The organism is Sphingomonas sp. Leaf23 (assembly GCF_001421585.1).
Lineage (GTDB): Bacteria > Pseudomonadota > Alphaproteobacteria > Sphingomonadales > Sphingomonadaceae > Sphingomonas.
Window position 1 is genome coordinate 667,576 of the sequence record NZ_LMKR01000002.1, and the last position, 22,183, is coordinate 689,758.

Sequence of the window (22,183 nt, forward strand, 5' to 3'; positions counted from 1 at the left end):
ACGGTCGTCCAGACGTCACCGAACGATGCCCTGCAACAACTCGCGCTCACGCCGCTGCCCGGGAACGTAGATCCGGCATGGCTCCAGCTCGCGATAATCGCTGCCTTTGCCGGCGCGCTTGGCACAGGCGAACAGTCGTTTGCGGTTGTCCGGAATGTTGGCGGTAGCGAACAGGTAGCGGGTGATGTCGTCCTCGCCCGCGTGCCGGTTCAGCAGCATCACGCCCGCGCCATACCCATCGCCGCGCATCCCAAATGCGGCCAGCGCGATCTTCTCAGCGACGACGCCGTCACCGGGAACAAGCAGCAGTACGGCGAGCGCTGCGATGAAGCCGACCAGCATACCGAGCCCCGTCGAGCCTTCGAACGCGTAGCGTTGCCGACGGCGCGGCGGCGGTGCTCCATCTACGGTCGGCTCGGCCTCCAGTACGCGGGCGGGGCGGGGCGCAATTTCGATCGGTGCCGGCGTGGCTGGCTCGATGCGAACCGCCGGGACCGCCGCCACCGACGGTGAAGGCAAGGAAGGCAGAGCGTCCTCGGCGTCGGAACGCTGCTCCATGGCCGTCGCCAGATACCGCTCGATCAGCGCGCTGAACGATATACCCTCCCGGTCCGCCTCGTCCTTCAGCATCGCGTAGCGATCCGGCGCGAACGAGATCGATTTGCTGAGCGCCTTGCGTCCGAAACTCATGTGTCCCCCCTGTGCGCCGCCGCCGCGCATCCGGTGGTCGGACGACGCGGCGGGGGCAGGGCACCCTCATACTCGGCCCGATCGCGGACGCGCCACAGCGCACCCATCCAGGCATCCAGCACGCCTAGGTGGTCCGTGATGACCCGATCGATGTCCCGCACGACCGCTTCGTTGGGGCAGGGGCAAGCCGCGTCCGTGGCTGCCTCGGAGGCGCAAAGGGTCGTTCTCACTGGTTCGTCCTGTGATTGCTGCCGCCCGTCCGCCGGGGGTCACGACGGTCAGGATCGACAGAAATGAGCGATACGCAAGTGGATCGACGGCGCGGAAAAGTATCCAACAATCCGTTGTTGGCGAACGTACGCAGCTGCCTGCCACGTTAGTAACCGGTCATAACTGTGCTAAAACAATCACTTATCACTGCTGAACGCAGCGTGATGTGTGCTTCCTGACCCCCTTTTATCGTCGTGGTAGGGCGTTTGGTTGCTTGTCGATTGTTCGGAAGATGGCCGGGGCTTTCAACGGGCAACCGCCCGGACTGCCGTCCGGAATTGCTGCCGGCTGCTGCTCATTGCGCAGACGCGATCGCCAACTTCGCAAGACGGCGCAATGCTTCCGGTCGAGACGGCCGGTCGGGCTGTTCCTCGATCCACTGGTCTAGGCGAGCCAGTTCATCAGGCGGAATACGTACAGACACCTGTATCGCATCGACCCTGGGGCGACCTCGGGATTTTCTCGTACCAGTTATTGACATTGGAATTAATTGATACGAGAAAAAGACGGCCCAACGCAAGGCGGCAACCTTGCGCTGAGCCTGACCCGAACCAAGGAACAGACCCATGGCTCAAGCTACCGCAAATACTACCCGCCGTTCCACGAACGAGGAAGGCCATTACGCCATCAGCGAGAACGAGTTCATGAACCTGACGCTAGTGCGCGATGCGCTCGCCGGAGTTGCAGAGCTTGCCTTCGACGGCCGGCTTGAACGCGCAACCGAGACGCCAGAAATCACCTGTCACAACCTGTCGGCTTTAATGCTGGTTCTGAGCGATCGGTTGGGCACCATGCTCGACAACATGACCTTCTCCCACGGCCGTCGCGGCTGAAGCTAGAGCAACAGGAGGAGGGCCATGGCAACCAGCGTCGAGCTTGTCCCATTCGATCAGCACCAGATCGCGACCATTAGAAGGGATGACGGCGTTTACGTCGTCATGAAGCCGATCGCCGAGGCGTTAGGTCTGAACTGGGGATCGCAGCACAAGCGGATTCGCACTCATCCCGTTCTAGCGAAAGGTATCGTCGTAACGACGATACCCTCTCTAGGGGGCGAGCAGGAAACTATCACGCTTTCATTGGAAAGCTTCCATGGGTGGTTGGTAACGCTACACCCCGACCGGACACAGAATGCGGTAACCCGCGAACTTGTCGTCCGCTATCAAGAGCGCGCATTTCGAGTGTTGTTCGATCACTTCCACGGCGCGGGCCAGCTACCGGCCGCGATGCCGATCCAGTCGCGCATCGCGATCCAGAACCAGGTGCTGCGGCTGACCGCAAAGCTGCAGCACACCCGTAACCGTACCGAACGCCGCGTCATCCACGCGATGATCGGCGATCTCTGCCGCGACATCGGCATGGCACCGCCGGCAATGAACGATCTGGGCTTCGATGCCCCGCATCCCTCTGATGCAGTTGCACCTTTCTGGGCGGGCATTGCCGAACTGAAGCGACGCGGTGTCGTCTTCAACCACAGCCGGACCAGCGGCCTGCTGGCCATCAACCGCACGGCGCTCGCAGAAGAGTTCAAGCAAGCGGGTATCACGCTAAAGCTCGACACCCAGCTGGGCCGGGCGCTGCGGGCAAGCGACCCGCGCTACATCGCGGCGAAGACAGTCAACAGCCGTCTGACCGGCGGCGGCATCCACTGCTGGGTGTTCACCGACACCGACTGAGCTTTGCCCGGGCGGGCGAACGGAGTACAGGCAAGGGCCGGGACGCGGATGCGCGCTCCGGCCCTTCTGCTGTGCGCTACCGCCGCTGGCCGAGGACGAGCCTCCCCGCCGGAAACACGGCTTGGGAGGGGGGTCGGGAAAAGTCTTATCTCCTTTATCCCCCGGTTTGATCCCCGGAAAAACGGCGGAAATCCGCCATTTTCCATGTAACACGCTCGGCGTTATCGTTTCCTACATGGCGCCGGCGAAAACACTTATCACACTGTAAAGACACGATATTCTTAAACTAAAATATTCGAAACTAAGTCTATTATCAGTAACGATGGGATAAGCGTCTTTGTAACGTCCCAAGTCATTGAGATTGCAGGACTGTTCGAGAGATAAGAAGTTTCCCGCCTCCCCCCTGTCTACTAAACCACCTCGCGAAACGTGCACGATTTGGACGTTTTCGGGCGTTCGCTGACCGGTTTTCGCTGGCGATCGCGCGCCGTGTTTCGCGCTACCGAACGCGTTCACACGGCCCGCCGCCGGCACCCTCGCCAGCTGCGTCGATCTGCGTCGCGGGTGCGACCGAGAATGGCGGCATTCCGCCCAGCTTTCCCGCCGGTTTGGCTAGGGACGCTGCATGCGTCGAAAGCGCCACGAAAAGCGCGCGGGCGAGGCGGGGGGAAAAGCGTGTAATTCGGGGTCGCAACGCGAGCGGGCGGTGTCCATCTTGGTGCTGACCACCGTGCGCTGCGAATAGCGGGAATTTGCGTCCGTCGTGCTCGCGGTAGCGCGGTCGAATGCGCCGTGAAGCGAACGAGACCGTCCGCCTTGGCGATCGCCTCGGGAATGCGTGTTCGAGCCCGACTGCCGCGGCTCAATCTCGCGTGACCGGACCTCAGGAACATCAGCGCTCCTAGCCAGCGGTACTCTTTGGCTCCGGCCTGCCAGGACGCCAATCTTTGCCAGGATCAGGCCTTTTTACCTCTCGGGGCTCAACCGTCGCGCGCGAGATAAATTGCTACAAAGCGCGGTATTCCAGTGAATCCTGTGTATGGCATGCTCAGATCAACGGTCGAAATGGAGCGGATGCCCATATGCATATGGCGCGAAAGGGCACGAACGCTAGCGGGATGAGGCGGTATAACGAACGGCTGATTCTGTCGGCGATCCGGCGATTGAACGGTGCGTCAAAGGCCGAACTTGCGCGCGTAACAGGGTTGTCGCCGCAAGCAGTCGTACGGATTATCGACGAACTCGACAGCGACGGATTGCTGTTCCAAGCCGAAAAGCGCACCGGCGGCATGGGGCAGCCGGCCACTGTTTATCGCATCAACGGCGCGCGTGGTTACACGGTTGGTGTCGAAATCGGGCGCAATGCGATGACGCTGGTCCTGCTAGATTTCGATGGTCAGCAGCAGGCGCTGCAACGCGATGCTAGCCCGTTTCCGACCATCGATTTGGCGGTGGAGCGGATCGGCCGGTTCCTGCACGAACAGCTGCCCGCTTCGCTGCGCGAACCCGGTACCTTTCTGGGCGTTGGCATTGCCATGCCGTGGTTTCTGGGCGAATGGCGCGACGAGCTAGGCATTTCCGAACGTCAGGCGGCGGAATGGCGGCGGGAGGACGTGGCCGACCGGCTGCGCGCCGGGCTGAACTGTCCGACTTTTTTCGACAATGATGGCAATGCCGCGACGCTGGCGCATTTGTTGTGCGGGGCGGGGGGCGACCTGCAAAGCTATCTGTTCATCAACCTCGGGACCTTTGTCGGCGGCGGGCTGGTGCTGGCCGGGCAGGTTGTGCAGGGGCGGCACGGTAATGCCGGGGCGCTGGCGTCGATGCCGGTCATGGTCGACGGTCGACGCGATTCGCTTATTCATCATGCGTCGCTCTACGACCGCGACCGGGCGACGACGCCCGCCGCGCTGGAGGGCTGGCGTCACCGCTGCACCGAGGCGCTGACCTTTGCAATTGCAGGGGCCAACAGCCTGCTCGACCTGGAGGCGGTCATTCTCGACGGATCGCTCGAAGCGCACGAGCTGGCCAGCATCGCCGCAGCGGTCGAGCGGCAGCTTGCCGCCGACGCCCCGCCAGATTTTTTTGCGCCCGACATACGGGTCGGAACGCTGGGGCAACGGGCGGCAGCGATCGGGGCCGGGCTGCTGCCGCTGCACGCGCAATATTCGCCTGATCTCAGCAGTTTGTTCAAGCGCGCCTGACGCCGCCCAACGTGATCTCAATAGCAGAGATGCCCCCTTTTATCATAAAACGCCTAGGCCGGTTAGCGGTAACAGCAAACGATTGCCAACCAAGTTACTGATAACGCGCTGATTTCTCCCCTTGACCAACTAAATCACCTTTGTAGATTTAGTCGTATGGACCGCATAAAGCGGCGGTGAGGGGAGAGTGATGATGAGGGTGGGTTCGCGTCGTAAAGGCCGGGCGGGGTACCGGTGGTGAACGAACCACTGCTGCTGGGTGGGATTGAGGCGGGGGGCACGAAGTTCCTATGCGCCGTCGCTGACCGTAATGGGACCGTCCTGACCGAAACTCGAATTGCCACGACCACCCCGGCCGAAACGCTGGGCGCGGCCACCGCCTTCTTCCGCGATGCGCAGCGCGACCATGGCGCACTATCGGCATTTTCAGTCGGCAGCTTCGGACCGTTGTCGCTCAACCCGCTGGCCGGGGATTACGGCTACATCACCTCGACGCCTAAGGCGGGTTGGGAGAATGTCGACCTGCTGGGCACGCTTCGCGAGGGCGTCGATGCACCGATGACGCTCGACACCGATGTTAATTGCGCGGCGGTGGGGGAGCGGCTGTTCGGCAGCGGGCAGGGGCTGGACAGCTTCTGCTATGTCACCATCGGCACCGGCATCGGCGTCGGCCTGCTGATCGGCGGTGCGCCGCATGGTGGGGCGAACCATCCTGAGGCGGGGCATATCGCGGTGCCGCGCGCCGCCGGTGACGCGGCGTTCGCCGGCATTTGCCCGTTCCACGGCGACTGTCTGGAAGGGCTGGCATGCGGGCCGGCGATGCGGGCGCGGTGGGGCGTTCCGGCCGAACAGCTTCCCGCTGATCATCGGGCGTGGGATATCGAGGCGGACTATATCGCCGCGCTGTGCGCCACGCTGACCTATGTTATCCGGCCCGACCGGATCATCGTCGGCGGCGGCGTGATGCAGCCGCAAATGTACCCGCGCGTGCGCGCCGCGCTGGTCGCGAAACTCGCCGGCTATGACGCCAGCATGCGGGCGATCGACATGTGCGACTATATCGCCGCGCCGACTGCGGGCGCATCGGCTGGGCTGACTGGGGCGCTGGCGCTCGCCTATCGCACCGCGACCCGGCAATGGCCGATGCACTGGCGCACGGCCGAACCCTTTCACGTGAACAAGGAGACCGCCGATGCATAGCGTCGCGACGCCGGGTGGCCGGCAGGATGTGGACGATGCACGGGCGACGACCGCGATCGTGCTGAGCGCGGCCGGCGCGGCATTGGGCGGGCTGTTGTTCGGGTTCGATACCGCCGTTATTTCCGGCGCGACGCAGGCGCTGCAGGAACGTTTCGCGCTGACCGATGCGTCGCTGGGCTTCACCGTCGCCTCCGCGCTGATCGGGACGGTCATCGGATCGCTGGTCACCGGGGCGCCCGCCGACCGCTATGGTCGCAAGGCGATCATGCTGTCGGTCGCCATCGCCTATGTCGTGTCGTCGCTCGGCACCGGTCTGGCGCAGAGCTGGCCGATGCTGATCGCGTTCCGGTTCCTGGGTGGTCTGGCGATCGGCGCGGCGTCGGTGGTGACGCCGATCTATATCGCGGAGGTATCACCCGCGAAGTTTCGCGGGCGACTGGTGGCGATGAACCAGCTGAACATTGTCCTGGGCATTCTGATCGCGTTCCTAAGCAACTATCTGATTGCGCAGTCGCTGCCGCCAGAAGTGGCATGGCGGTGGATGTTCGGCATCGTCGCGGTGCCGTCCGCGTTGTTCCTTGGGGTCACCTTCCTACTGCCCGAAAGCCCGCGCTGGCTGGCGGTAAAGGGCGAGAACGGGCAAGCGATCAAGGTCATGACTCGGCTAGGCTTTCTCGACCCGCAGGCCGAGCTAGTGCGGATCGAGGCGGCGGAGCGGCGCGACGTAGCGCAGGGCGACACTCGCCTGTTCCAGCCTGCGCACAGCTTTCCGGTCGCCTGCGCCATCGCAATCGCGCTGTTTAACCAGCTGTCCGGCATCAACGCGCTGCTCTATTACGCGCCGCGCATTTTCGAACTGGCCGGGGCGGGTGCCGACAGCGCACTGTTGCAGTCGATCGCGGTCGGCGGCACCAACCTGGTGTTTACTGTTGCCGCGTTGTTTTTCATCGACCGGTTCGGCCGGCGGCCGCTGCTGCTCGTTGGATCGATCGTTTGTGCCGCAGCGCTGCTGATGGTCGGGTTCCAGCTCGAACGCAGCACGCCCAACGGCATGCTGATCCTGGGCGGGCTGCTCGCCTTCATCGCAGCCTTTGCCATCAGCCAGGGCGCGGTGATCTGGGTGTTCATTTCCGAAGTATTCCCCAGCCACGTGCGCGGCAAGGGGCAGGCCTTAGGATCGACCACCCACTGGGTCGCCGCGGCGGCGATTACATGGCTGTTCCCAATCGTGGCGAGCGCGGTCGGCGGATGGGTCTTCGCCTTCTTCGGCGCGATGATGCTGTTGCAGTTGGTGTGGACGGTGCGGGTGATGCCGGAGACGAACGGCGTCGCGCTGGAAGACATGAATCTGAAGGGAAATGCGGCATGAAGCGGCTCGCGATCCTCGCCATGACTGGTCTGATGCTCACCACCGCCGCGTCGGCACAGCGACCCGATCCGCGCCCGGCCTATCACTTCGCGCCGGCTGCCAACTGGATGAACGATCCCAACGGCCTCGTCTATTACGAGGGTGAGTACCATCTGTTCTACCAGTATAACCCACACGGCGACCGCTGGGGCCATATGAACTGGGGCCACGCGGTTAGCCGCGATCTGGTGCATTGGCAGGAACTGCCGATCGCCATCCCGGAAACCGCCGACGTTATGGCGTTTTCGGGCAGCGCGGTGGTCGACTGGAATAACACGACCGGGTTCGGCAAGGGCGGCAAACCGCCGCTGGTTGCGATCTATACCGGTCATAACCCGAAGGCAAAGCTCCAGTCGCAATATGTCGCCTACAGCAACGACCGGGGCCGGACCTGGACGGTGCATGGCGAGGTGCTGAGCGTCGGATCGCCCGAGTTCCGCGATCCCAAGGTGTTCTGGTACGCGCCCACCAAACGCTGGGTCATGGTCGCGGTAATGGCGCTGGAGAATCGCGCCGTCCTGTTCACTTCGCCCGACCTGAAGCAATGGACCTTTGCCAGCAGCTTCGGCCCGGCCGGCGGGCGTGGCAAGAATTGGGAATGTCCCGACCTGTTCGAACTGCCGGTGGAGGGCGGAGCGCCCGGCGAGAAGCGCTGGGTGCTGGGCATCAACCTGGGCGACAATGCCGTCGGCGGCGGTTCGGGCGGGCAGTATTTCGTCGGGGACTTCGACGGGAAGCGCTTCACGACGGTAGCGGGCTGGCCGGGCGAGGCGCAATGGATGGACTATGGCGCGGATTTCTATGCCGCCGTGTCGTGGAACGACCTGCCGAAGAACGACCCGCGTCGCATCTGGATCGGATGGGCGAACGACTGGCGCTATGCCGAGGCGATTCCGACCTGGCCGGCGCGCGGGTTGATGACCGTGCCGCGCGAGGTGACGTTGAAGAAGACGCCCGCCGGCTATCGCATTGCGCAAGCGCCGGTACGCGAAGTCTCGATGCTGCACGGCGCGCGGCAGAATTTCGCGGCAACACTAGGCGAAACGCCGACCGATCTGCCGGTTGCGGGCGGTTCGGCGGACCTGACCTTCGAGATCGATACCGGCACCGCCGAACAGATCACGATCGCGCTGACCGACGAACAGGGGTACCAGACGCTGGTTGGCATCAACCCGACCGTCGACGAGGTCTTTATCGACCGCACCCGTTCGGGGCCGCATTTCCATGACGGCTTCGCCAACCGCCATGTCGCGCCGGTGGACCTGAAGGGCAAGCGCGTGCGGTTGCGCTTGCTGGCCGACCAGTCGATCCTCGAACTGTTCATCGACGACGGTACGCGCACCATCACCGACCGCTTCTTTCGCGGGGGCGGGCAGTTGCGCTGGAGCGCCAGTGCGCGCGGCGGAAGCGCAAAGCTGATGCTGTTGGCATGGCCGATGACCGGAGCCGCAGGGCCATGACCGGGGCGACCGCACCGGGCTGAACGCCCGACCGAAGCATGACGAACATTACCGATAAAAATAACGGAAATCTGGGAGGATTTATGCCGAAGACGTTGCTCGCCCTTTTGACATCCAGCGCGCTGATCCCGCTGGCCGCGATCCCCGCCGCCGCGCAGGACAGCACCGCGCAAGCGGAGGCGGAGGCCGCACCCGAAAATGACGGCGGTGCCGATATCATCGTCACCGGTTATCGTGCCGCGCTGGGATCGGCGCAGGAGATCAAGCGCAACTCGCCTTCAATCGTCGATGCGATCGTGTCGAACGATATCGGCAAGCTGCCCGACAACAACGCCGCTGAAGCGATCGCCCGCGTGACCGGCGTCACCGTGCAGCGCTACAATGACGAAGCGGGCGTCATTCTGGTGCGCGGGCTGCCCGACGTCGCCACCACCTTCAACGGCCGCGAATTCTTTTCGGCCGAGGACCGGGTGCTGCATTTGCAGGACTTTCCGGCCGGCGTCGCGGCGGGGATCGAGGTGTATAAATCGGGTACGTCCGACCTGATCGAACCGGGGCTGGCCGGCCTCGTCAATTTGCGCTCGCGCCGCCCGTTCGACGTGAAGGATACCGAGATCGCGGGCGAGTTGCGCGCGTCCTACAACGATCAGGCGAAGGCGTTCGACCCGGCGGGCAATCTGTTGCTGACCAAGCGCTGGGACACGCCGGTCGGTGAGATCGGCGCGCTCATCAATGTCAGCTATGTCCGCACGACCTATCGCAATGCCGATCGCTATGCGGACTCCGCCGTCATCTCACCGCGCGGCTTCGGCGCGAACGACCCGGCCGACGACCTGACGGTGACGACCCCCGGCGTCGGCAACGACTTCCGCTTTCCCGCCAATGCCGGCAATTTCTATGAAAAGGGCGTGCGGCATCGCCCGGCGGTGAACGGCACGATCCAGTGGCGCCCGACGCCGAACCTCGAACTCTTCGCCGAAGGGCTGTGGCAGGCCTATCGCGGGGAAGTGCTGCGCGACGCGTTCAACGTCAATTTCGAACGCCGCGACGCGGACGGGGTCGCCCCGACGCTCAGCAACGTCGTGCTGGTGCCCGGCGAGCCGAACAAGGCGGCGAGCTTTACCAAGACCGGCGGCTATGTGCCGGAATTCTACCGGTCGACCCAGAATGATCGTACCGACACCTGGCAGGCGGCGACCGGGTTCAAATGGACCACCGGCCGCGCGATCCTGTCGGGCGACTTCGCCTATACCAACAGCAAGTACGAAGCGTCGGAATATAGCCTCGACGCGCAGCTGGCGTCCGCGCCAACGATCAATGTCGACTGGGACGTGCGCGGATCGGCAGTGTTCGACCTGGGTAGCTATGCGATCGACAACCCCGCCAACACCCGCTGGCGCGGCTATTACCAGCGCGATTTCGTGACAAAGGGCGACGGGGTACAGGGGCGGATCGACCTCGACCTCGAAACCGACTGGAGCTGGGTGCCGCGCCTGCAATTCGGCTTCCGTGCCAGCGACCGCAACGCATCGTCGCAGAACAACAACCGCTATGCCTATACCGCCGGGCTCAACATCGCGCTCGACAGCCTGCCGAGCGGTGCGCTCGGCCTGATTACCGACGGCTTCCGCGGCGATCCGCAGCGGTTCCAGAACTGGCTGGCGCCCAGCCGCGAAGGCATTCGCGACAATGGCGAGGCGCTCCGCCTGCTGGCGCTGCAATCGGTGCAGCGCGCGACCGTGCTGTTCCCATGGGACAATGGCATCCGCGAGGCGGTGACGAAATTCGCCACGCCGGAGATCCCGTTCGATCCGCTGGGCGGCTTCACCGCCAGCGAGGCGAGCTATGCGACCTATGGTCAGGGCAAGTTCGACGTGGACGTCGGCGGGGTGCGGATCGACGGCACCGTCGGCGCGCGCATCGTCCACACCGATGGTACCTATCGCGGGTTCAGCCGGGTGCAGGCGGCGGACGGAACGGTGGGCATCGTGCCGACCACCACGCGACAGAATTATGTCGACGTGCTGCCCTCCGCCATCGCCCGCGTGCGCTTTTCCCCCGAATGGCAGATGCGGTTGGGCTATACCCAGACTCGCACCCGGCCAGGCTTCGGCCAGCTCAACCCGTCGATCAACATCACCCGCAACAGCGTCGGGCCGGACGGCACGCCGCCGGTGTTCGATGCGGTCGGTTCGGGCGGCAATCCGGACCTTCGCCCACTGACGTCGAAGAATTACGACGCCAGCCTCGAATGGTATTTCTCGAAGAACGGATCGGCGTCGATCGCCGCCTTCTATCGCGATCTGAACGGCTTCATCGGCTATTATACGCAGGTCGTGAACGATCCCGTCTATGGTCGCGTCCAGCTCAACCGGCCGGAAAATGCCGGCGATGGCCGGATTAAGGGGATCGAGGCGTCGTTGCAGACCTTCTTCGATTTCCTGCCCGGTGCGCTGTCGGGCTTCGGCGTGCAGGGCAACGTCACCTATCTCGACGGCACCAACCAGCTGCCGCGCGCGCTGGGTGAGGGCGACCGCCAGGTAGAGATCACCGGCCTGTCGAAATGGGCGTACAACCTGACCGGCTTCTACGAAAAGGCCGGTATCTCGGCCCGGCTGTCGTATAACTGGCGATCGCGCCACGTCACCAGCTACAACCGCAACATCAACGAAGAACAATATGCGGGCGAGCTGGTGCAGCCGATCTCGCGGCTCGACTTTTCGGCCAGCTATGATGCATTCCGCAATGTCTCACTGGTCGCGAACGTCAGCAACATCCTGGCGCAGCCGTTCAAGAATTACCGCTTCTACAACGAAACCCAATCGTTCGGCCGCGATCTGCGGATCGAGGGACGGTATTTCAGCCTCGGCGTCCGCTTCAAGATGTAGCGCGCATGCGGCGGCGGCCCTGACCCCGCCGCCGCAATTCCTGACGTCAACGCACCGCGTGAACCGCCGGCACAGGCGGCGCGCGAACCATGCCGCGTGGCCGCTCGCCACGCGCGGAGAGGAAATTGCCATGGCACAGATTTTTTCACGGCGTCGGACGCTCGGCCTGATCGCGACCTTGCCCATATTGCCGGCGTGCGGCGCATCGGGGGACGGCGGCGGGGGGCTGGTTTACGCGCCGGCCCCGACGCCGACACCGATCCCGAGCGCGACGTCGAGCCCGATCGCGACGACCGTCAGCGGGCGTCCGCGCTATCACATCGCCGCGCCCAATGGCGGGTGGATCAACGATCCGCAGCGGCCGATCCGGATCGGCGATGGCTGGACGATGTGGGCGCTCTACAACCCGACCTGGCCCAATGGCGGCACCGAATGGCGGCGCTGGACTTCGACCGATCTGGTTACCTGGTCTGATCGCGGGGTGTCGATCCCGCGGCGGACCACCTCCTTCGGCGACGTGTGGAGCGGCAGCACGGTGATCGACACCAACAATACCGCCGGGTTCGGTGCGGGCACGCTGATCGCGCTCGCGACGATGCCCGCCGACAATGCCGCCGGACAGAACCAGTCAACCGCGCTCTGGTATTCGCGCGACGGCGGGGCAAGCTTCACCTTCCACGCGATCGTCCATCCCAACTTCCCGGGTAACAAGCCGTTTCGCGATCCTACCGTGTTCTGGCATGCGCCCACGTCGCGCTGGGTGCTGACCCTTTCGGAAGAGGGCAAGATCGGTTTCTATACCTCGCCCGACTTGAAACAGTGGAGCTACGCGAGCGGCTTTGGATCGAACCTGGTCGGCGGAGTGATGGAATGTTCGCACCTTTTCCCGCTACACCTGTACGAAGCTGACGGGACGACGAAGGGCGACAAATGGGTGCTGCTGGTCGGCGGCGACGGTACGTCGGGTGGGTTTACCATCGGCACCTATTACTGGGTCGGCAGCTTCGACGGCACGACGTTCACCGCCGACAGTGCGACCGGCCAATGGCTCGACGGCGGGGCTGATTATTACGCGGCGGTGGTATGGCGCGATCCGCAGGCGGCCGATCCGTTGGCCAGCGCCTATACGCTGGGCTGGATGAACAACTGGTCCTACGCCAACACCCTACCGGCACCGTATGGCTATCGCGGCCAGCTGAGCATCGTCCGCCAGATTCGCCTGCAACGCACCTCCACCGGTACCCCTCGGTTGCGCATGTCACCGATCGCGGCACAGAACGGCGCGTTCCAGCGTGTCGTGACCGGGACCGACCAGACGATCACCGACGGCAGCGACTATGTCTGGCCAGCCAATGCCGGCATCGTCGCTGGGCGGATCGACCTGACGCTAACCCGCGTCGGTACCGACTGGCCGGGCGGGGCATGGCTGTCGGTACGCGGCGGCGAAGGGTATTTCACCCAGATCGGCTTCGAACTGCGCGACAACCGGATTTTCGTAAAGCGCGACACGAGCGGCCCCAACGGAGCGAACAACGTAGCATGGCGGCAGAATCGCAGCGTTCCGTACGACGCCGCTAGTGGAACGGTAACGGTCAGCCTCTTCCTCGATGTCGGCTCAATCGAGGTGTTCGTTAACGGAGGTGAAGGTGTCATCTCCGAACTTATCGCTGCGCCATCAAGTGCGACTGGATTAAACCTGAACGCAAGCGGCGGTTCGCTTCGCGTGTCCGAAGTTAGAATTTTAGAAGGTTCTTGAGGCGAATGCCTCTAATCAAAAGCGTGTCGAGGAACAAAGGCTTCTGTGGAATCAATTTAACGTCCTGATCAATCGTTGTGTTGTGACTGGCACGGCCGGACGTCCGGCCGTGCCCAACATTAAGCCGTTGACGAAGATATGAACGGGGTCATCTGCGCTTATCGCAACCGATACTGGCACGCGCACATACTCGGCTCATATCGAAAATTCCCAGCGGCCAAGAAGCTCACAGCCTATCGGCCCGCCAAACGAGGCGCCCGATAACGCGCAGATTTTCCGTCTCGGCTTGGTCATCCGGGACCGCCCGGTTATCCGCCATCAGCACGAAGGTGCCGTCGGGTTTGGCACGGATGCGCTTGACCGCGATCATGCCCTCGACGGCAACGACGTAGATCTCGTCCTGCATCGTGATCCGGTCCTGCGCCCGGTCGACGAGACACAGTGTGCCGAGGCGCAGCGTCGGCTCCATGACGTCGCCCTGAATCTCGAAAGCGAAGACCTGGTCGAAGCGGCCGCGGATCATCGGCTCGATCCGCTCGCGCCGAAACGGCTCGAACCGCGGCGTGGTCGTGGTGCTCGGGCCGCCGACGAGCTCGCTGAGGTCGAGCAGCGGCACGAACACTTGCCCGAACTGCTCGAGCACGGTCTCGAGCGTCGGCAGCGGCACGGCCCCCTCGGACGGATCTTCGGTCTCGCCAATGAGATAGGCTGGCGTGGTGCTGAGCTCGCGAGCGATGCGGTGGAGGTGGGAGGTCCGCTGCGAAGCGCCCGACACGAGCTTGGCGATGGTGGGCTGGGCAAGGCCAAGCCGTCGCGCCAGTTCGGCCTGCGACATGCCGACTTCGTCCATGCGTGCCTTCAGGCGAGTTGCGAGCGTCATCTCGTCCATCTATCACTCCAGTTATGGCGCGCTACTGCATAGCGGCTATTGACCAATGTATTCCTGTGGCTAATAGTGTGCCTATGCAGACGCTACCTCCCGGCTCCGGTCACCTCACCCCGCACGAAGCGCTGCTGGAGGCGGTTCGCATCGCCGGCGGCCAGAACAAGATCGCCGCCGTATGCGACGTCAGCCAGCCTTCGGTGTTCCGTTGGATCCACAAGCACNCTCCGGTCACCTCACCCCGCACGAAGCGCTGCTGGAGGCGGTTCGCATCGCCGGCGGCCAGAACAAGATCGCCGCCGTATGCGACGTCAGCCAGCCTTCGGTGTTCCGTTGGATCCACAAGCACAAGCAGGCGCCCGCCGCCCGGGTGCTGGCGATCGAGGCGCGTACCGGTGTCTCGCGTCATTTGCTGCGTCCCGACATCTATCCCCGCGATGGTGCGGCAGGGGCGGTGGTAACCGCTGTGCCGGGCGCCGTCGCATGTAATCCGGGCGGTGTTTTCTATCGCCCGAATACCGCCAACGATAATTGCTGTTGTCCCTGCCACCGGCGGGACTGATCCGCTGAACCTGTGATGACCGGCGGTGCCGGTCGCACCGCTGCCCTACCGCCTCCCGCTCTTCCGACCTTCCCCATTCTCCGCCACCCGGTAGCGTACAGGATCCCATGCGCCCCGATCTGCTGTCCGATGTCACCACCAGGCTGATGGCCGAGTTCGGCTTCGTCACCAATGGTGCGTGGCTGCAGAAGGGCCGTTGCCCGGATTGCTCGAAGCGCGAGGTCTACGCCAAGGCCGACAAGCCGTGGCTGTTGAAGTGCGGCCGCCTCGAGCGCTGCGGGTGGGAGGTCCATGTAAAGGACCACTATCCTGAGCTCTTTGACCACTGGTCCAACCGCTACCAGGCGAACGACAGCAACCCGACGGCGGCGGCGGACGCCTACCTCCAGCACGGCCGTGGCCTGTCGCTGCTCGGCATCCGTGACGCCTACACGCAGGAATACTTCCGCCAAGGCGATATTGGTTCGGCCACCGTGCGCTTTGCGCTGCCCGGCGGCGGGTGGTGGGAACGGCTCATTGATCAGCCGTCGCGCTTCGACCGCAAGGCCCGCTTCGCGCCCGGCAAGAGCTACGCCGGCCACTGGTGGGCACCGCCATGGCAAACCACTGCAAAGCTCGCTGGCGCGCTCGAGATATGGATTTGCGAGGGTATCTTCGACGCCATCGCGCTCAACAACGCCGGTGTTACCGCCGTCTCGGCGATGAGCTGCTACAACTACCCGGCGCTGGCGTTGGCCGAGCTGCGCAAGGCGATCGCCAATGGACCGACCCCGAACCTGCGGCCCAAGCTCATCTGGGCGTTCGACGTCGGCAAGGCCGGCGCGGAGTATACCCGCCGCTTCGTGGCGCAAGCTCGGCTCGAGGGCTGGGACTGCGGCGCGGCGCAGCCGGTAGCGGAAGGTGAGGGCGGCAAGCTCGACTGGAACGACCTGGCGCTGCGCGATCGCCTCGGCGCCGACAAGCTCGACACGTACCGGTGGAATGGCGACATCCTCATCGCTGGCACCGCGATCGACAAGGCGCACCTGATCTGGTGCCGCGAGGGCTGGGCGAGCTTTCCGTTCGTGTTCGAGACCCGCCAGTTCTGGGCGAGCTTCGATGCGGCACGCATCGCCGAGACCATCGCGTCCTATGCCGACAACCCGCAGGTCCGTGACCTCGACCCTGAAGCCAAGCGCGAGCTCGCGGCGCGGGAAGCCGGCCTCGTCCGCGAGATTGCCAACTGCACCTTCCGGGCGCTGTACTACCAGCGCGACGAGGCGACCGACGACAGCTGCTACTATCTGCGCGTCGACTTCCCCGTCCGCCAGAACCGCATCAAGGGGACCTTCTCCGGCGCGGCGCTGGCAGCCGGCGCCGAGTTCAAGAAACGCCTCATCAGCCTCGCTCCCGGCGGCATCTGGACCGGTACGACGCAGCAGCTCGACCGGATCATGCAGCGCCAGCTGGCGGGCATCCAGACCGTCGAGGCGATCCACTTCACCGGCTACTCGGCAGAGCACGGTGCCTATGTGTTCGGTGACATCGGCGTTGCCGGCGGACGGGTCGTGACCCGCAACGAGGATGACTATTTCGAGTTCGGCCGGCACGCGGTGAAGCTGCGCTCGAACGAGCAGCTGCTGCGCCACATCCGTTACGATCCGGACCAGCTTAACGCCGCCTGGGTCGAGCCGCTCATCACCGCTTACGGGCCAAAGGGCCTCGTCACGCTCGCCTTCTGGTTCGGAGCGCTGTTTGCCGAGCAGATCCGCGCCGAGCAGCAGAGCCTCGCCTTTCTCGAGATCACCGGCATTCCTGGGTCAGGCAAGTCGACGCTCATCGAGTTCCTGTGGAAGCTGTACGGCCGCGCCGGGTTCGAGGGCAACGACCCGGCCAAGACCACTACCGCCGCCATGGCGCGGATCCTCGGCAAGGTCTCCAACATGCCGGTGGTGCTGATGGAGGGCGACCGCGATGCCACCACCCCGCACGCCAAGCGCTTCGAGTGGGACGAGCTCAAGACTGCCTACAACGGCCGCTCGGTTCGCGCCCGGGGCGTCGCCAATGGCGGCATGGAAACCTTCGAGCCGCCGTTCCGCGGGGCGATCGTGATCGAGCAGAACGACCCGGTGAACGCGTCGCCCGCCATCCTCGAGCGGATCATGCATATGGAGTTCGACAAGACCGGTTGGGGGCCGAACACAAAGGCGGCGGCCGAAACGCTCGCCCGGATGCCTATCGAGGACGTGTCCGGGTTCATTGTCCACGTCGCCCGGCGCGAAGCCGAGCTGCTGACGGTCTACCGGCAGTCTTTCCAGGCCGCCGAGAAGGCAATGCTGGCGCAGCCTGAGGTTCGCAACGGTCGCCTGGCCAAGAACCATGCGCAGCTCGTCGGCATGCTCGATGCGCTCGCCACCGTCGTGCCGATCCAGTCGCGCGACCACCAGGCCGCGCGCCACCTTATCGAGCGGATGCTGCTCGAGCGCCAGCGGGCGATCGCGGCGGACCATCCGATGGTCGAGCTGTTCTGGGAGCGGTTCGACTACATCCAGGGTTGTGAACCACCCGGCTTCAGTAGTCCGATCGACCACAGCCGCAACCCGGACGTGATTGCGGTCAACCTCACGCAGTTCGAGCAGATCTGTGGCGAGCGGCGGCTGCCGCTGCCGCCGATGCTCGAGCTCAAGCGCCACCTCAAGACGTCGCGCATCCGCAAGTTCGTCGGCGCCAAGACCGTGAACTCGCGCGTCGACCGCATCCTGCATTGCTGGTGCTTCGAACAGGCGGGAGTCGCGAAGTGAACCTCCTACATTCCTCAGCCCACCGCGAGGTTCGATAATGGCCGTTCGGGCACTTATTCGGGAAGCCGATCTTAGGCGCTGGGCGCGGATCGCTCGCGAGGAACGGGTGACCATCCATGGTCGCATCGACGGCAAGGGCGGCGTGACGATTCAAATGACAGCCGTCGAACTATCGCTCCCCACCGATCCAAGCGACCTCGACGCGCGCTTGGACGCTTTCGGATCCCTATGATGCCAAAGAAGCTCGCGTATGTTTCAAACTTTCTCGACCGCCACGGTAAGCGCCGCTACCGCTTTCGGCGTAAGGGCTATGCTACCTACTATTTTCGCGAACCGGTCGGGACGAAAGCGTTCGAGCGGGAGTATGCGGCCTGCCTCGATGCCGAACCGGCGCCGGTCGGCGGCGATCGCATTATTCCTGGCAGCGTCTCTGACGTCATCGCACGCTACTATTCGGACAACGCGTTCCAGGATCTGAGGCCGGCAACCCAAACGGTGTATCGCGGTGTCCTCGAACGATTTCGCGACGCCTTTGGCGACACGCCGATGCGGGCGTTCGATGCCGAACGTATCGCCCGCTTGATGAACGCTATGCGGCATAAGCCGCACGCCGCTGCCCGGTTGCGGAAACTGCTCGCTCAACTGTTCGTGATCGCGCGCCGGGGGAAGCTCGTGCCTCACGGCTTTGACCCCGTTCGAGATACCAAGCCCCCGAAAGCAGAAACCGTCGGGTATCACCGTTGGACAGAGGACGAGCTCGCCCTGTTCGAGGCGAAACATCCATTGGGCACCAAACCCCGTCTCGCGTTCGCGATGCTCCTCTACGGCGGCCAGCGGAGCGGGGACGTTCGCTACATGACCCATGAGACGATCCGTTCCGGTCGCATCCAACTGAACCAGAGCAAGACGACCAACGCTGTCGACGTGCCCGTGGTGGAGCCATTGGCGCAAGCCTTGCACGCCGGCCCCCTGGGGCGGAAGACGCTGATCGAAACCCGCGACGGCGAGCCTTTCACCCCGAAAGGCTTTTACGGGATGATCAAGAAGGCCTGCATCGCTGCGGGCCTGCCGCATTGCTCGCCGCACGGTCTGCGAAAATCAGCAGCACGGCGTTGCCGCGAAGCTGGTTGCACCAGCGAAGAGGGGATGGCGATTACCGGTCATAAAAGCGTGAAGGAGTATCTGCGCTACGCCGGCGATGCCGATCGCGCGGACCGTGCGGACGCCGCAATGTCGAAGGTAATGGCTAACCAAATCGAGAGGTTAGCCAAGCCGAGAGCTTAATGCCCCGGAATACCGTCGATTTTGGTAGTTCGCTGGATGCCCCGTGAGGATTCGAACCTCAATTAACGGAGTCAGAGTCCGTAGTCTTACCTTTAGACGACAGGGCAGCGTCGCAGCGAGGGCGGTCGGATAGGGCGACTGTCCGGGCATGTCAACGCCGAATCGTTCGATTCGTCGCAATCCCTTGTAGGGGACGGCGGGCTTCGCTAGGCTGGCGTTCAAGCACCGAGCGGCGTTCGGCCGTGACGGATAGAACATAAGTGAGTGACGGCATGGGGGATCTCTCCGCCCGGTTGCCGCACCGGGGCGCGCGCGGCGCTCCTCGCAAGGCAGCTTCTTCGCCGGCGCGGCCGCGCTGGCCGGGCGCGCGTCATTACGCTGCGCTCGACCTCGGCACCAACAACTGCCGGCTGCTGATCGCTCGGCCGCAGGGCGACGGGTTCGCGGTGGTCGATGCCTTTTCGCGCATCGTCCGGCTGGGCGAGGGGCTGGCCGCGACCGGTCGCCTGTCCGACGCCGCGATGGACCGCACCGTCGCCGCGCTGAAGATCTGTGCCGAAAAGCTGAAACGCCGCGACGTGACGCTCGCCCGCTCGGTCGCGACCGAGGCGTGTCGCCGCGCCACCAACGGCCCGGCGTTCGTCGAACGGGTGCTGGAGGAAACCGGCATCCACCTCGACATCATCACTGCCGAGGAAGAGGCGCGGCTGGCGGTCCTCGGCTGCCATGCGCTGCTCGAACCCGGCGACGGGCCGGCGCTGGTATTCGACATCGGCGGCGGATCGACCGAACTGGTGCTGCTCGACGCGTCGGGGCCGGTGCCGCGCGTGCTCGACTGGCATTCCGCACCCTGGGGCGTGGTGTCGCTGACCGAGAGCCTGGGCGCGGGCAAGGAAGCGCCGACGACCTCGGGCGCCTATGCCCGGATGCGCGCCTGCGTGACGGAGAGCTTCGCGCCCTTTGCCAAGCGCCTGCCGCAGACCGACGAACCGCGCCGGCTGCTCGGCACCAGCGGCACGGTGACGACGCTCGCCAGCGTGCATCTGGGGCTTGCCTCCTATGACCGGTCGCAGATCGACGGGCTGATCGTGCCCGCCGAATCGATGCTGGCGGTCAGCCAGCGGCTGGCGGGCATGAGCCTGGCCGAACGCGGCACGGTGCCGTGTATCGGCAGCGAACGCGCCGATCTGGTGGTCGCGGGCTGCGCGATCCTCGAAACGATTCTGGCGCTCTGGCCCGCTGAACGGCTAGGGGTCGCCGACCGTGGGATTCGCGAAGGAATCCTGCGCCGATTGATGGCAGGAACCCGATGACCCGCGGAAGCCCCCCCGGACGCCAACGTGTACGCACCGCGCGTGCACGCTCGGCCCAGTCGACGCGTTGGCTCGAACGCCAGCTTAACGACCCCTATGTGAAGAAGGCCCGCGCCGAGGGCTATCGCAGCCGCGCCGCGTACAAGCTGATCGAGCTGGACGAACGCTTCAAGCTGCTGCGCGGCGTCAAGCGCGTCGTCGACCTCGGCATCGCGCCCGGCGGCTGGACGCAGGTCGTGCGCAAGGTGCGGCCGGACTGCACCGTGGTCGGCATCGACCTGTTGCCGGTCGACCCGATCGATGGCGTCACGATCCTGCAGATGGACTTCCTCGCGGACCACGCGCCCGATCGCCTGCGTGAGGAACTGGGCGGGGAGGCCGATCTGGTCCTGTCCGACATGGCCGCCAACACCGTCGGCCATCCGCAGACCGACCATTTGCGCACCATGGCGCTGGTCGAGGCGGCGGTGATGTTCGCCTGCGAAATCCTGCGTCCCGGCGGCGATTTTGTCGCGAAGGTGCTGGCGGGCGGGGCCGACAACGAGTTAGTCGCCGAGCTGAAGCGCAATTTCCAGGCGGTGAAGCACGCCAAGCCGCCGGCGAGCCGCAAGGATTCGTCGGAATGGTACGTTATCGCCACCAACTTTAAGGGGCGCCGCGACGTACCCTCGACCGACGCGGCGGAGACGGACGAACCGTCCCCGGACGCATTCACGGAATGATGCGGTCGGCGCGCAGCCGGTCGAACAGCGCGAAGAACGCATTGTCGGTCGGGCGGTAACCGGTAAAGCCCAGCCGCCGGCTTTTCGACATGTCGGTCACGACCTCGATCGGGCGGCCGAGATCGGCGTCGGTGTGCCACGGCGACGCCAGCCGGGTCAGGTCACGCTCGACCAGCCCGTGCGCTGCCGCGATTGCCGCCCAGCGTGGGGCATCGTCCACCATCTGCTGCTCCAACGGACGCGGCGTGCCGTCGAACGGTGCGGGCTCCACGCCGAACCACTCGGCGATCCGCCCCCACATCCATTGCCAGCGAAAGACGTCGCCATTGACGACGTTGAACGCCTCGTCCTGCGCCGCCGGCGTCTCCGCGGCCCAGAGCAGATGTTCGGCCAGCAAACCCGCATCGGTCATGTCGGTCAGCCCGTTCCACTGCGCTGCCGACCCGGGAAAGGCGAAGGGCCGTCCGGTTTCGCGGCATAGCGTCGCATAGACCGCCAGCGTCGTGCCCATGTTCATCGCGTTGCCGACCGCCTTGCCAATCACGGTATGCGGACGGTGGACGCTCCACGTCGATCCGTCGCGCGCGGCGGCGGCGAACAGCTCGTCCTCCTGCGCGTAATAGAAGTTATCCACAGGCAGCCGTCCCTGTTCCTCGCGGAACGGCGTCTGCGGCAGGCTACCCTGTCCGTACGCCTCGAATGGCCCCAGATAATGTTTGAGCCCGGTGACCAGTGCGACATGGCGCGCGCGGTCGGGAGCGGGCAGGGCGGCCAGCAGGTTGCGGACCATCGCCGCATTGACCCGGATATTCTCCGCCTCGCTATCCTGCCGCAACCAGGTGGTGATGAATACCGCATCGGCCTGTATCCCGGCCAGCGCCGCCTTCGTGCCCTCCGCGTCGAGCAGGTCTGCGGCCAGCGGCTGCACGCCATCCTGCGCGACCGGGCGACGGGCCAGACCGTGGACGGTCCAGCCCTTGCGTACCAGCAGGTCCGCCGTCGCGCTGCCGATGATGCCGCTGGCCCCTGCCACGATTGCCGTCTTCGCCGCCATGTCGCTTCCTTTCCTTTGTCGAGCCGGCCAGTT

Annotated in this window: 16 protein-coding genes and 1 tRNA gene; 13 read left to right on the top strand and 4 right to left on the bottom strand. The window is 64.6% G+C overall.

The window, feature by feature from the left end; genetic code table 11:
- Positions 1-15: 15 nt before the first annotated feature.
- Entirely contained in the window at positions 16-690 is a 675-nt protein-coding gene (locus tag ASE67_RS06890) for a hypothetical protein (RefSeq protein ID WP_055758295.1), read from the bottom strand.
- A gap of 836 nt (positions 691-1,526) precedes the next feature.
- Here ASE67_RS06890 and ASE67_RS06895 point away from each other — a divergent pair.
- From ASE67_RS06895 to ASE67_RS06930, 8 genes are all read left to right on the top strand, one after another.
- On the top strand, positions 1,527-1,793 hold the full coding sequence (locus tag ASE67_RS06895; protein WP_055758298.1) for a hypothetical protein: 267 nt from the start codon (positions 1,527-1,529) through the stop codon (positions 1,791-1,793).
- 24 nt (positions 1,794-1,817) lie between these two features.
- Positions 1,818-2,636 (top strand): phage antirepressor N-terminal domain-containing protein, encoded by an 819-nt coding sequence (locus ASE67_RS17705; RefSeq protein ID WP_082456988.1) that lies wholly within the window; start codon positions 1,818-1,820, stop codon positions 2,634-2,636.
- 1,118 nt (positions 2,637-3,754) lie between these two features.
- On the top strand, positions 3,755-4,840 hold the full coding sequence (locus ASE67_RS06905) for an ROK family transcriptional regulator (protein WP_235511821.1): 1,086 nt from the start codon (positions 3,755-3,757) through the stop codon (positions 4,838-4,840).
- Positions 4,841-5,077: 237 nt separating this feature from the next.
- Complete coding sequence (locus ASE67_RS06910; RefSeq protein ID WP_055759276.1) at positions 5,078-6,040, top strand: ROK family protein; 963 nt, start codon at positions 5,078-5,080, stop codon at positions 6,038-6,040.
- A complete protein-coding gene (locus ASE67_RS06915) occupies positions 6,033-7,409 on the top strand; it encodes a sugar porter family MFS transporter (RefSeq protein WP_200922179.1) in 1,377 nt (458 codons plus the stop codon). The genes ASE67_RS06910 and ASE67_RS06915 overlap by 8 nt, the downstream gene beginning before the upstream one ends.
- The gene (locus ASE67_RS06920; protein ID WP_055758304.1) at positions 7,406-8,908 is read left to right on the top strand and encodes a glycoside hydrolase family 32 protein; all 1,503 of its coding nucleotides are present in this window, start codon (positions 7,406-7,408) and stop codon (positions 8,906-8,908) included. Before ASE67_RS06915 ends, ASE67_RS06920 begins: the two co-directional genes overlap by 4 nt.
- Before the next feature lie 83 nt (positions 8,909-8,991).
- Positions 8,992-11,796: a TonB-dependent receptor gene (locus tag ASE67_RS06925; RefSeq protein WP_055758308.1), complete on the top strand. Its 2,805-nt coding sequence runs from the start codon at positions 8,992-8,994 to the stop codon at positions 11,794-11,796.
- Positions 11,797-11,926: 130 nt separating this feature from the next.
- Complete coding sequence (locus ASE67_RS06930) at positions 11,927-13,552, top strand: glycoside hydrolase family 32 protein (protein WP_055758311.1); 1,626 nt, start codon at positions 11,927-11,929, stop codon at positions 13,550-13,552.
- A 226-nt stretch (positions 13,553-13,778) separates the two neighbouring features.
- Here the strand turns inward: ASE67_RS06930 and ASE67_RS06935 are convergent, their stop codons facing one another.
- Complete coding sequence (locus ASE67_RS06935; RefSeq protein ID WP_055758314.1) at positions 13,779-14,441, bottom strand: XRE family transcriptional regulator; 663 nt, start codon at positions 14,439-14,441, stop codon at positions 13,779-13,781.
- A gap of 265 nt (positions 14,442-14,706) precedes the next feature.
- Between ASE67_RS06935 and ASE67_RS18845 the strand changes: the two genes are divergently transcribed.
- The 3 genes from ASE67_RS18845 (at position 14,707) to ASE67_RS06955 (ending at position 19,061) form a co-directional block, all read left to right on the top strand.
- Positions 14,707-14,997 (top strand): transcriptional regulator, encoded by a 291-nt coding sequence (locus ASE67_RS18845; protein ID WP_443025549.1) that lies wholly within the window; start codon positions 14,707-14,709, stop codon positions 14,995-14,997.
- 107 nt (positions 14,998-15,104) lie between these two features.
- Positions 15,105-17,777 (top strand): toprim domain-containing protein, encoded by a 2,673-nt coding sequence (locus ASE67_RS06945; RefSeq protein ID WP_055758320.1) that lies wholly within the window; start codon positions 15,105-15,107, stop codon positions 17,775-17,777.
- A 228-nt stretch (positions 17,778-18,005) separates the two neighbouring features.
- The gene (locus ASE67_RS06955; protein ID WP_055758328.1) at positions 18,006-19,061 is read left to right on the top strand and encodes a tyrosine-type recombinase/integrase; all 1,056 of its coding nucleotides are present in this window, start codon (positions 18,006-18,008) and stop codon (positions 19,059-19,061) included.
- A 33-nt stretch (positions 19,062-19,094) separates the two neighbouring features.
- Here ASE67_RS06955 and ASE67_RS06960 read toward each other — a convergent pair.
- Positions 19,095-19,168 (bottom strand) — tRNA-Gln (locus ASE67_RS06960).
- Positions 19,169-19,333: 165 nt separating this feature from the next.
- Between ASE67_RS06960 and ASE67_RS06965 the strand changes: the two genes are divergently transcribed.
- Positions 19,334-20,374, top strand: a complete 1,041-nt coding sequence (locus ASE67_RS06965) for a Ppx/GppA phosphatase family protein (protein WP_055758331.1) — start codon at positions 19,334-19,336, stop codon at positions 20,372-20,374.
- Positions 20,371-21,096 carry an RlmE family RNA methyltransferase gene (locus ASE67_RS06970; RefSeq protein WP_055758334.1) on the top strand — a complete coding sequence of 242 codons (726 nt, stop codon included), beginning with the start codon at positions 20,371-20,373 and terminating at the stop codon, positions 21,094-21,096. The genes ASE67_RS06965 and ASE67_RS06970 overlap by 4 nt, the downstream gene beginning before the upstream one ends.
- On the opposite strand, the gene ASE67_RS06975 is transcribed toward ASE67_RS06970, so the two are convergent.
- On the bottom strand, positions 21,086-22,150 hold the full coding sequence (locus ASE67_RS06975; protein ID WP_055758337.1) for an SDR family oxidoreductase: 1,065 nt from the start codon (positions 22,148-22,150) through the stop codon (positions 21,086-21,088). The genes ASE67_RS06970 and ASE67_RS06975 overlap by 11 nt on opposite strands.
- Between the last annotated feature and the right edge of the window lie 33 nt (positions 22,151-22,183).

Coding starts and splice junctions, on each gene's coding strand:
- ASE67_RS06965 (WP_055758331.1), top strand. CDS start 19,334: ATGGGGGATCTCTCCGCCCGGTTGCCGCACCGGGGCGCGCGCGGCGCT.
- ASE67_RS06955 (WP_055758328.1), top strand. CDS start 18,006: ATGATGCCAAAGAAGCTCGCGTATGTTTCAAACTTTCTCGACCGCCAC.
- ASE67_RS06945 (WP_055758320.1), top strand. CDS start 15,105: ATGCGCCCCGATCTGCTGTCCGATGTCACCACCAGGCTGATGGCCGAG.
- ASE67_RS06930 (WP_055758311.1), top strand. CDS start 11,927: ATGGCACAGATTTTTTCACGGCGTCGGACGCTCGGCCTGATCGCGACC.
- ASE67_RS06970 (WP_055758334.1), top strand. CDS start 20,371: ATGACCCGCGGAAGCCCCCCCGGACGCCAACGTGTACGCACCGCGCGT.
- ASE67_RS17705 (WP_082456988.1), top strand. CDS start 1,818: ATGGCAACCAGCGTCGAGCTTGTCCCATTCGATCAGCACCAGATCGCG.
- ASE67_RS06895 (WP_055758298.1), top strand. CDS start 1,527: ATGGCTCAAGCTACCGCAAATACTACCCGCCGTTCCACGAACGAGGAA.
- ASE67_RS06975 (WP_055758337.1), bottom strand. CDS start 22,150: ATGGCGGCGAAGACGGCAATCGTGGCAGGGGCCAGCGGCATCATCGGC.
- ASE67_RS06935 (WP_055758314.1), bottom strand. CDS start 14,441: ATGGACGAGATGACGCTCGCAACTCGCCTGAAGGCACGCATGGACGAA.
- ASE67_RS06890 (WP_055758295.1), bottom strand. CDS start 690: ATGAGTTTCGGACGCAAGGCGCTCAGCAAATCGATCTCGTTCGCGCCG.
- ASE67_RS06920 (WP_055758304.1), top strand. CDS start 7,406: ATGAAGCGGCTCGCGATCCTCGCCATGACTGGTCTGATGCTCACCACC.
- ASE67_RS06925 (WP_055758308.1), top strand. CDS start 8,992: ATGCCGAAGACGTTGCTCGCCCTTTTGACATCCAGCGCGCTGATCCCG.
- ASE67_RS06915 (WP_200922179.1), top strand. CDS start 6,033: ATGCATAGCGTCGCGACGCCGGGTGGCCGGCAGGATGTGGACGATGCA.
- ASE67_RS06905 (WP_235511821.1), top strand. CDS start 3,755: ATGAGGCGGTATAACGAACGGCTGATTCTGTCGGCGATCCGGCGATTG.